The 11779-nt window shown below is 39.1% G+C and carries 5 protein-coding genes and 2 pseudogenes; 6 read left to right on the forward strand and 1 reads right to left on the reverse strand.

Annotated elements, in window-relative coordinates:
* The first annotated feature begins 31 nt into the window (after positions 1-31).
* The 4 genes and pseudogenes from ACU8V8_RS17280 to ACU8V8_RS17295 all read left to right on the forward strand — a co-directional run bounded on the left by ACU8V8_RS17280 (position 32) and on the right by ACU8V8_RS17295 (position 4911).
* A pseudogene (locus ACU8V8_RS17280) lies at positions 32-2361 on the forward strand (methyl-accepting chemotaxis protein).
* 78 nt (positions 2362-2439) lie between these two features.
* Positions 2440-3252 (forward strand): CheR family methyltransferase, encoded by an 813-nt coding sequence (locus tag ACU8V8_RS17285; RefSeq protein ID WP_446888321.1) that lies wholly within the window; start codon positions 2440-2442, stop codon positions 3250-3252.
* A 1-nt stretch (position 3253) separates the two neighbouring features.
* A complete protein-coding gene (gene cheD, locus ACU8V8_RS17290) occupies positions 3254-3871 on the forward strand; it encodes a chemoreceptor glutamine deamidase CheD (RefSeq protein ID WP_446888322.1) in 618 nt (205 codons plus the stop codon).
* Between the two features lie 8 nt (positions 3872-3879).
* A complete protein-coding gene (locus tag ACU8V8_RS17295; RefSeq protein WP_446888323.1) occupies positions 3880-4911 on the forward strand; it encodes a protein-glutamate methylesterase/protein-glutamine glutaminase in 1032 nt (343 codons plus the stop codon).
* Between the two features lie 10 nt (positions 4912-4921).
* On the opposite strand, the gene ACU8V8_RS17300 is transcribed toward ACU8V8_RS17295, so the two are convergent.
* The gene (locus ACU8V8_RS17300; protein WP_446888324.1) at positions 4922-5953 is read right to left on the reverse strand and encodes a polysaccharide deacetylase family protein; all 1032 of its coding nucleotides are present in this window, start codon (positions 5951-5953) and stop codon (positions 4922-4924) included.
* 39 nt (positions 5954-5992) lie between these two features.
* On the opposite strand from ACU8V8_RS17300, the pseudogene ACU8V8_RS17305 reads away from it, so the two are divergent.
* Both ACU8V8_RS17305 and ACU8V8_RS17310 read left to right on the forward strand, forming a co-directional pair.
* Positions 5993-7266: pseudogene (locus ACU8V8_RS17305) on the forward strand (MATE family efflux transporter).
* Between the two features lie 99 nt (positions 7267-7365).
* On the forward strand, positions 7366-11379 hold the full coding sequence (locus ACU8V8_RS17310; protein WP_446888325.1) for a two-component regulator propeller domain-containing protein: 4014 nt from the start codon (positions 7366-7368) through the stop codon (positions 11377-11379).
* The last annotated feature ends 400 nt before the right edge of the window (positions 11380-11779 follow it).

Genomic DNA, 11779 nt, shown 5'->3' on the forward strand with positions numbered 1-11779 from the left:
TAATAAAAACTGATATAAAAAGGTGATGGACATGGGATGGTTTAGTAATTCTCAACGGAGCAAATCACAGAGTGATTTAGTTCTAACTGCGTTGAATAAATCGTTAGCTGTTATTGAGTTTGAGCCAGATGGAAGAATTCTTACAGCAAATAATAATTTTTTAAATGTTGTGGACTATGGTTTGGCAGATATTCAAGGTCAACATCATTCTATATTTGTCGAACCGGATGAAGTGGCTAGTAGTGAATATCAGCAATTTTGGCAGCGCTTAAAAGGAGGCGAATTCATTTCTAATGAATTTAAGCGCATAGGAAATAATGGAAAAGAAATATGGATTCAAGCAACGTATAACCCTGTTATTAATTCACAAGGTCAGGTTATAAAAGTTGTGAAATTTGCCACCGATATTAGCGAGCAAAAATCGGCAACGGAAGAAGCAATACGTATCGCTAATCTCGCAAATGCCCTTGAAGTGTGCCAAGCGAATGTGATGATTGCTGATAACGACTTAAAAATAATTTTCGTTAACGAGCAAGTTAAGCAAATGCTGCAAGCACGTGAGAGCCAACTTCAAACAGTACTACCTAGCTTTGCTGTTGAAAACTTAATAGGCACTTGTGTTGATGATTTTCATAAGCAGCCGGCGCATCAGCGTCAGTTATTAGCGAGTTTAAATGACCCTTATAAAGCAACATTACGTTTGGCAGGTCTCATTTTTAGTTTAATCGCAACACCTTGGATGAGTCGTGACGGTGAACGTCTAGGCACAATTGTTGAGTGGCAAGATATTACTGATAGTGTTAATAAAGCAGAAGAAGAAAAGCAAGAAGCTGAAGAAAATCTGCGAGTACGTCGAGCATTGGATCGTGTTGCAACGAATACAATGATTGCAAATGCAGATAATGACATTATTTATATGAATGAATCGGTACTAAATATGATGACGGCAGCTGAAGCTGATATTCGTAAAGATTTGCCTAATTTTAATAGCAGTAAGTTGCTAGGGCAAAATATTGATGTATTTCATAAAAATCCAGCACACCAGCAACATTTATTAAGTAAATTAACGAATATATACAGTACTGAAATTAATGTAGGTGGGCGAACTTTTGGTCTTGTTGCTAATCCAATATTCACACCTGAAAAAGAGCGCATTGGTACAGTTGTTGAGTGGGAAGATCGCACCGATGAAGTCGCTATTGAAAAAGAAATGGCTGATTTGGTTAGTGCTGCAGGTAAAGGTGAGCTGAAGACTCGTGTAAATGAAGCTGGCAAAGAGGGCTTTTATCTTCGTCTAGCGAAAGGCTTAAATAGTTTAGTCAGTATTGTTGATGATGCAGTAGCTGATACTGGAACTATGCTTGATGCTATGGCTAATGGTGATTTATCTATTCGGATTGAGAAAGAATATCAAGGCTCATTTGATAAACTAAAAACAGACGCTAATGCAACAGCAGATAAGCTCACTGAAGTGATTAATCGGATTAATTCTTCGGCGACTATGGTTGCCAGTGGTGCAGAGGAGATCTCACAAGGTAATGCTGACTTAAGTCAGCGTACTGAAGAGCAAGCATCGTCATTAGAGGAAACCGCTTCCAGTATGGAAGAAATGACCAGCACTGTGCGACAAAATGCTGACAATGCAAAGGTAGCGAACAGTTTAGCAGTAGAAACTCGCGACAAAGCGATGCAGGGGGGGAAGTTGTAAACCGAGCGGTTGTTAGTATGTCGGCTATCAATGAAGCAAGTAAGAAGATCGCTGACATTATTAGTGTTATTGATGAGATCGCATTTCAAACAAATCTGCTGGCGCTCAATGCGGCTGTTGAAGCAGCCCGAGCGGGAGAGCAAGGGCGTGGTTTTGCTGTTGTAGCGGGGGAAGTCCGTAACCTCGCACAGCGTTCTGCTGGTGCCGCAAAAGAAATTAAAGAGTTAATAAGAGACAGCGTTGGGAAAGTGGAAGACGGTACGCTATTAGTGAATGAGTCCGGTGCTACACTGCAAGATATTGTAAGTTCAGTGCAAAAAGTGACAGAGATGATTTCTGACATAACAGAAGCCTCTGAAGAGCAAAGTGCAGGTATCGAACAGGTAAATAAAGCTATTTCGCAAATGGATGAGATGACTCAGCAAAATGCCGCGTTAGTTGAGCAAGCGTCAGCTGCTGGTGAATCTATGTCGGAGCAGGCGAATGATATGCGTAGGCTGCTGAATTTTTTCTCGCTCAGTCAGCAAGAGATACCCGATTTAATTGAATCAACGCCAACCGCAAAAACACCGATACGAGCTAGTCAAAATATTCGCAGTGCTCCTCGAGGCAGCGATTTTTCTGACTCTTCCGATGAGTGGGAAGAGTTTTAGTTAAAGCTAAAGGGTAGGTTCAAGGTTTGAGCTGCCGATCTATTTGTTTTAATGTTTTTGGCATGTCGAGTGCGCGCAATGAAAGAGTTTTTACTAACGGATAATGATTTTAAAAAAATTGCATCATTGGTTTATGGCGCATGTGGCATCGTACTTGGAGAGCATAAGCGCGAAATGGTTTACTCTCGTCTTGCAAGGCGTATTCGTACTCTGCGTTTAGCCAACTTCAAACAGTATTTAGACTATTTAGATGCTCATAAAGAGCAAGAGTTTAGTGATTTTATTAATGCGATTACTACAAACCTAACATCTTTTTTTCGAGAAGCTCATCATTTTGAATATTTAAAGTCGCACATTGTTCCTGCGTTGTTACAAGCTAATAAACAGACAAAACGAGTAAGAGTGTGGTCTGCTGGATGTTCGAGTGGTGAAGAGCCTTACACCTTGGCCATGATATTAAATGAGTTATTTCCAATTAATTGGGATGTGAAGATACTCGCCACAGATTTAGATTCTAATGTACTTGCAAAAGCGCAGTCAGGAAGTTACACCGCAGCGAATGTGAATGGTCTTGGGCAGCATCATTTGCAACGTTGGTTTTTAAAAAGTAAAAATGGGGAACTCTTTAAAGTAAAGCCTGAACTACAGGAAAAAATATATTTTAAGCGATTGAACTTGCTCCAAGAGTGGCCAATGAAGGGGCCTTTTGACGTAATTTTTTGCCGTAATGTTGTTATCTATTTTGATAAAGAAACCAAAGATCAGCTTTTCCAGCGGTATTGCACTATTTTGGCGCCCTGTGGGCATTTATTTTTAGGTCACTCTGAAAGCATGGGGAAAGAGCATAGTGAGTTTAAAAATTTAGGTCGAACCATTTATCAAAAGGTGTAGCATGAAGCAAAGGTTTAAACCTGTATTACCTGGTTTTGAACATGTTAAGCGGTTTTGGGATGCTGGGAAGCAGCATATGATAGCTAAAGTTTTACCGGGCGAGTTTTATGTATCTAAGAATGATGAATTAATCACAACGGTACTTGGTTCGTGTATTGCTGCATGTATTTATGATGACCGTTTAGGCATTGGAGGAATGAACCATTTTATGCTACCCATGGAAAAAGGGACTGAGTTTACCGGCGCTCACAGCTTAAATTGTCGTTATGGTAATTGGGCGATGGAATTCTTAATTAACGAGGTTATAAAAAATGGCGGGTCTCGACAACACTTAAAAATAAAGCTGTTTGGTGGTGGGAAAATTATTCGTTCTACAACGGATATTGGATTAGGAAACATTCGCTTTGCTCGCGCATATGCACAAGAGGAAGGGCTTGAGCTTGTGTCACATGATGTTGGCGGGCCTTGGCCAAGAAAGGTGTTATTTAATCCGCAAACAGGCAAGGCGCAAGTGAAAAAGTTACGAGGAATGCATAGTGATGCCCTTGAAAAACGTGAAATACGTTACTTACATGATATCGAAAAACAAGACTCTCAAACAGATATCGAATTATTTTAGGAGAAACAATGATCAAAGTGTTAGTTATTGATGATTCGCCTTTGATCAGGCGCTTGCTGACTGAAGTTTTGAGCCAAGCTAAGGACTTAATAGTTGTCGGTTGCGCAGAGGATCCCTACCAAGCACGTGAAATGATTAAACAACTGAAGCCAGATGTTATTACACTTGATATTGAAATGCCGAAAATGGATGGGATCAGCTTTTTAAAAAATTTAATGCGATTGCGACCAATGCCTGTGGTGATGATTTCAACACTCACAAAAAAAGGCTCGCCGATTACACTCGAAGCCTTAGAGCTCGGGGCTGTGGATTTTATTGCTAAACCGACTATTAATGTATCGCAGCAATTTATCCAATATGCTCAGTTCGTACAGCAAAAAGTACGCACTGCTGCGTCTGCCCGGGTACGTTCGTTTAAGATGAGTCAAGATAAACCTCAGGATGTTGTTAGTATTTCTGAGTTTGATTTAAAAGCTGTGGTAGCTATCGGTGCATCTACTGGTGGGACTGAAGCTATCAAGGAAGTGTTATTAAGGATGCCAAAAAACTGCCCTCCAATTGTTATTACCCAACATATTCCTGCGGTATTTAGTTATTCGTTTGCTCAGCGAATGAATCGAACCTGTCTAATTAATGTTAAAGAAGCTGAGCACGGTGATAAATTAACGTCAGGCACTGCGTATATAGCACCAGGTGATAAGCACTTAAGCGTGATCAAAAAAGGGGGGGATTTGTTTTGTGCTTTAGATGAATCTCCACCGGTTAATCGTCACCGCCCTGCGGTGGATAGTTTATTTAATTCATTAGTTAATGTATGCCCAGAAAATACCGTCGCGGCATTATTAACAGGTATGGGAAGTGATGGGGCGAAAGGGTTGTTGGCGTTAAAGTTACAAGGCGCATATACCCTAGCACAAGATGAATTAACATCAGTTGTGTGGGGCATGCCAAAAGCCGCTATAGAATTAAATGCTGCAACAGATATTGTGCCGCTAGATAAAGTGGCACATAAATTATTGCAGCGTGCGCAAAAAAATTGATATTAAGATATTATTTAACAATTACCCAAGGTTGTGAGAACCAATAGTAACTGCCTTTGTGTTTTTTAGATGGCGCGGTACAGTTAAACCTTGAACGTCCTCGGCTAAGCTTTTTCGAAGAATTAACAACGACAGTGTCATCATTGATCCAGTTTAGTTCTGCTTGTCCAACACCAGAGACATAACACGCCAGTTGGCTTTTGTGAAAATCCCCCATATTAAATGTAATGCTAATTTGTGGAGGGTTTTGGTTTGTAACACTGTCGTTGTAAGTCAGCTCTTTGATTGAAAAAGCCCGTGAGTTTAATTTAGTTATCAAGGTTTCTAGCTTACTGTAGAAACCGGATGCAGGAAAGCGAGGCAGGCGGGTAAAGTCGGCATTTGCATCAAGCGCCCCAGAGTGTTGACCAATACCGATAAAACCAATATCTTTTACTAATGTCTGTAGTTTATTGTTAAACTCACCATAAGGGTATGCTAGGTATTTGTAATCATGGCCAATTTCTTCTTTTATGCGTTGCTGCGACGATAAAATATCTTGCTTGATACGTGCTTGCCATTGAGCATCACTTTCACCGTCATATTGTTTGTGTAAATAATCATGCTGAGCACTATGGTTGCTGATCAGTGCCCCTTTTTTAGCTAGCTCTCTTAATTTATCCCAACCCATAACGTAGCTTTTTCTTTCATCAATAAGTTTAGGGTTCACAAAAATAGTATAAGGAAAATTAAACTTCTCAAGTATAGGAGCAGCTTGTTCATAGTTATTGTTATAACCATCATCGAATGTAATCGATACTGTTTTATCTGGTAAACTTCGCCCGGCTTGTAGCGCCGTTAATAACTCATTGAGAGGTATTACTTTAAAATCATGTTGCTGTAAATAACTGAGGTGTTCAGTAAAAGTATTAGCACTGATGCTTGTGACCGCTGGTAGCGTTTCGCTAACATGATGGTATTGTAAAATAACTGCACTTTTGGCAGGTAAAGATAACCAAAATAGGATTGGGAAAACATAGTGAAACAATTTCTTAAACGTCATAAGGCACACCATCAAAGCTTGCTGTTGTTAGCGGGTCCGATGATACTATCAAATATAACCGTGCCATTGTTAGGAATTGTTGATACTGCGGTAATTGGTCACCTTGGTAGTGCGCACTATCTTGCTGGAATTGCATTGGGAGCCTCAGTAATTTCGTTATTATTTTGGCTAGCTGGTTTTTTACGCATGAGTACCACAGGGTTGGTCGCGCAAGCATATGGTAAGCAAGATTTAGTTTTATTAGCGGGTTTATTAAAACGCAGTCTAGTATTGGCATTAGTTGTCGCTTTCTTGTTGTTGGCTTTATCACCCTTTATAAAGGAAGCTATTGCCTATTTGTCGGGTTCAAATAGCGAGGTTTTACAGCAAGCTTACAGTTATTTTGATATTCGAATATTCAGTGCCCCTGCCGCATTATGCAACCTAGTGTTATTAGCGTGGATGCTCGGCGTGCATTATGGACGAGGGCCATTTTATTTATTATTAGTAACCAATATTACAAATATTGTATTAGATGTCTATTTTGTGGTTTTTTTAGACTGGCAAGTTGCAGGCGCTGCTTGGGCATCTGTTATTGCCGATTATACAGCGCTTGTATTTGCAGTTTGTATGGTGTTTAAGTTAGCAAAAAAAATGGTTGTACCTCTTTTTGTTGAAAGCTGGTTCAGCGCTGCAAAAATGCTGGATTTACTCAGTTTGAATCGCGATATCTTTATTCGTTCACTCATTTTACAGCTCTGCTTTAGTTTTATGACTTTTTATGGTGCGCGTATTGGTGAAGTCACCCTTGCAGCAAATGCTGTATTGCTTAACTTTTTAATGTTAGTGAGCTTTGCGTTAGATGGCATAGCTTACGCAAGCGAAGCTAAAGTCGGTCATGCTAAGGGGCAAAATAGCGCGCGTAAAATTCATTTATGGGTGAGGGTCAGTTTGTTTTGGGGGGGATCTTTGCGTGTGCATACAGTATTTTCTTTGCTTTGTTTGGTTTGCAAATCATTTCACTATTAACTTCTGTTCCAGAAGTTATCAGCGCTGCTAATATGTATCTTCCTTGGTTAGTTGTATTACCAATTGCTGCGATGAGTTGTTTTTTATTTGACGGCATATTTGTTGGTTTAACGCGTGCAAAAGATATGAGAAACACCATGGTTATTTCGGCTGGAGTTGGCTTTTTTGGTGTGTTTTTACTTTTTAGTGGATGGCAAAATCACGCTCTATGGTTAGCTATGACTAGTTTTATGTTGTTACGTGGCGTGACCTTGATTATACGCTATTCACAGCTATATAAAGAAGGAAGCTTAACAAAAACGTGAGTGAGTTAAAATTAACAGGTACAGCTGAATAATTACGTGTGTTAATTTTAGGTTTCGTCTATTCTTTATCCTAACAACAAAAAGATTAAAGAGTAGTGGATGAAAGTTAAGCTATGGGTATTAGCTAGTTTCCTATGTTTCTTTCAGGTTGCAAGTGCTTTTGCGGCGTTTAAGCATTACAGTATCGAAGAGGGCTTGTCGCAAAGTGTGGTATTTAATATAGAGCAAGATCAGCTCGGCTTTATGTGGTTTGCTACACAAGATGGTCTTAATCGGTATGATGGCAACCATTTTGACGTTTTTAAGACATCTGCGAAAAATACTAACTCTTTAACTAATAATTATATTTATCCCCTTTCCTTAGATAATCAAAACACATTATATATTGGCACACGTCATGGTGGGTTGAATCAACTGAATCTTTATAACTATGAGTTTGCTGCCCCATTTTTAAAAAATAAGCGTATTACCTCAGTACTTCCAATTAAAAGTTGGTTATATGTTGGCACATTTGATGGGGTTGTATATCGAATAAGTCGTGAGTCCGCAAAAATTGAAACAATTGCAGAACATTTAAAAAAACCAGTTTATGCACTCACAATGATTAATAGTGTTTTATGGATTGGCACTCATGGCAGTGGGCTTTTTCATTATGATTTGCAAACAAATCAGCTTGTTAATAATTACCTACATAGCGTTTTTAATAGTCATAAAGTACATCCGAGCATTTTTTCGATTAAGGAGGATGTAGAGTCCAATGTATGGCTAGCTACACAAGGAGGAGGCGTTTACAGGATTAATCTAGCTGGTAATAAATACATAAACTGGCGTCATGATCCAAATGATCCCTACTCGATATCTAGCAACCAAGTGCGGGATATCGAATTCGATGATGCAGGACGGGTTTGGTTTGCCACTCGTGGTGGTGGTGTGAGTATATATAATAAATTACAAAAGCGTTTTACTCATTTAAAGCATGATCCATTCGATAGGTATAGTCTAGCTCATAACAGAGTGTACAGCGTATTTAAGGACCAAACGGGTATTATGTGGTTTGGTACTGCAAATGGAATCAATAAGCTAGATCCCGCATCTTTAAACTTTACAAAGCTAAAAAAGCCAGACCCATTATCGAGTAATGATTCATGGGCACTGTATGAGGATCCACAGCACCGGCTATGGTATGGAAGTTGGGGAGGCGGTATTGACATACTGGATGAGAAATTTAACCGATTACAGCATTTAGATACGCAGTCATCACCACTGACCTTATCGAGCAATGCTGTCAAAGTAATTACGCAAGATAAGCTTGGTAATACGTGGATCGGTACTTGGGCTGACGGCATAAACGTGATCACCAAAGAAGGCGAACTCATTAGGTATAATGCTGATGATAGTCATCATGGCTTGAGTGAAAACAGCATTTATAGCCTGTTAGTCGATAACCGCAATCAAGTATGGGTAGGTACCAATGGAGGGGGACTGTTTCGATTTGATCGAGAGTTAAGCTCGTTTATTAGTTACGCCAAGCTTCAACAAGGCAGTGCTCTATTAATCGACGCTCCTCGAGTAACAAGTTTGTATCAAGGTTCAGATAATAATCTATGGATTGCTACAGATGGAAGTGGCGCATATAAATTTAATACGCGCTCTGAAGATGTCACTCATTTTAGTAAATCATCGCAGGGTGAAGGCCTAAGTCATAATACGGTGCGCGCATTTTTATTGCTTGAAAATGGTGATATGTGGCTTGCTACTTCTAATGGTGTGAATATTATAAAAGCGAAATCCAGTAGAATAATTCACTTAGGTATTGAGGAAGGACTGCCAAATCAGGTGGTGTACGGACTAATATCGCAGGGGCAATATGTTTGGCTGAGCACTAATAATGGCCTAGTAAAAGTGAACACCGAAACACTTAATATGGAACACTTTCAAGCTAAAGACGGCTTACAAGGGAATGAATTTAATGCGGGCGCATATTACAAAACCAGTCAAGGTAAAATAATATTTGGTGGTACCCAAGGGCTCACTGTTTTTACGCCAGATACACAAACAGCAAAACAGTTATCCGCAAAGCTAGCACTTACACAATTAAGTTTTGATGATCAGCCGCTAGTGAATAGTATTGGCAGTGAGTTCGGTATGCATTATGAGGTTGATAAAAGCCGTCATTTAACTATCCCATTCTCAGTAAAAAGGGTCTCGCTTGGGGTTAATTATCTGCATTATCAAGAGCCTCAAGAAAATAGGTTTCGTTATCGCTTAACGGGCTTTGAGCAACAATGGCGATCCGCAACAGGTAGTAGTATTGCAATTGAATATACCAACTTACCTGCGGGGAAATACAAGTTAGTTGTTGAGGCAACGTCTAATGCTGGCGCAAAAGCCATAACTCCTCTAGTAATAAACTTTCACGTGATAACCCCTTGGTGGCAAACGCCAATTTCATATGTTTTGTACTTTATCTTATTAATTGGTTTTATCTGGTTGTGTAGTACTTTATGGACACGTCGTTTACGCAGTCAAAAGTACGAGTTAGAGCATTCTGTGGCGTTGCGAACTCAAGAAATAGCAACACAAAAAAGCCTCATTGAAAAGCAGGCTGTTGCCTTGAGCAATACCCTCGAAAGTAAAGTACGCTTTTTTACCCATGCATCACATGAGTTAAGAACCCCGTTAAGCTTACTTGTTGCACCAACTCAAGCATTATTAGCTAATGAGGGGGAGTTGCAAAAACGTGAGGATCTGAACTTAATTTTACGAAATGCTAAACGCTTAGAGGGATTAGTCGATAAATTATTAACTTTAACGCGGTTTGATGAAAGCGGTGATGATGAAGTAAAGCTGCTTTCCCTTTCAGCTATCTCACGAGAAGTTGCCGAACAATTTAAAGTACTAGGCAAGCAAAACCTACAATTTGATTATCATATTGAAGAAGCCCTATATATTGAAGCGAGCCGAGAAGGCTTAATCACTATTTTTAATAATTTATTGAGTAATGCTTTTAAATATACAGAAACTGGGAAAATTGAGTTTAAGGTTTTCGCCAATCATGAACAGGCAGTTATCGAGTTTATCGATACAGGTCGAGGCATAGCTGAAGTCGAACTTGATAAGGTTTATGATTTGTTTTATCGCGCAACAGGAAATATCAATATTGAAGGGAGTGGGGTCGGTTTATCAATTGTAAAAAGGCTTGTTGATAAATACCAAGGGCAAATCGATTTAAAAAGTAAGTTACGTGAAGGAGCTAAGTTTACAATTAAATTTGCGTTAGTCGCTGCACAAAAAACAGCGAAAATTGAAGATGGTCAGAAAGTGGCTGTCGCTCATGAGAAAAAACATAAGCATTCAGCTATGGTACTCATTGTAGAAGATAATGATGAACTTCGGTATTACCTTCGAAATGAGTTAAAACAGAAATACACTGTGCTGACGGCTGGAGATGGCGATCTAGCTATGGAACTTATGTTAAAGCATGTACCTGATTTATTAATAACTGATTTAATGATGCCTAAAATGGACGGTTTTGAGTTATTAAAAGCAGTGCATGATTCTCATGTCACGTGCCATATTCCTGCGATTATATTAACAGCGAAAGGGGATCATGAAAGTAAATTAAAAGGGTTAAACCATTATGCTCTTGATGTGATTACAAAGCCTTTTGACCGCGCAGAGTTATTGGTTAAAGTTGACAACTGGATAGCCTGGATTAAAACCTATCACCAGCGAACAGACAGTGAAAAAACTCTCCCCGCAATTGCAGTCAATGAGCCTATGCATGATCCCAAAGATGTTCAGCTATTATCAGGTTTGAATGATTTCCTCGAAAGTCATTATAACGATACACAATTAACAGTCCCACGTTGCGCCAAAGAGCTCGCTTTAAGTGAGCGACAATTTCAGCGCAAATTAAAAGTATTGATTAATATATCTCCTACGGAATACATCCGCGATTTTCGACTGGCCAAGGCGGCTGAGTTATTAAAACAGGGTCGGCAAATTAATTTAGTCATAGATGATGTAGGGTTTACGTCTCGATCTCACTTCTCAAAATCATTTAAAGCTAAATATGGTATGACAGCAAAAGAATTTCAGATTTCTAACTAGTTGATTTTAATGGTTTGTCGTATATGAGAACAATTTCGTCGCAAATGAGAGCTGTTTTTTTTTGAGTCTTCACTTATGCTGTAACTTAGTTTTAAAACGCAAGTCATATTATCTAATCCTATACTTTAATATAGTGCATCGGCATCTTTATTAAAAGCAGCAAGTTAGCTTGTTGTATTGAGTTTTCTCCTTCGGCGGATTCTGGAGAGTAGGCCAGTTTCTGCTATTTTTAATTACTCCTTTCGCCCTGTATTTTGTATTAGGCAGTTAAATATCTATTCATCCATGGTGATGAAGATTAGTTCTAGGTTATTGAAAGTTTAGTTTTTGTCGGATAAGAGTGCATTTTTGGCGTAAATAAATACGTTGTTTTTTAGTGTATTCACCTACTATTAACAAA

Source organism: Pseudoalteromonas sp. SaAl2, from assembly GCF_052947895.1.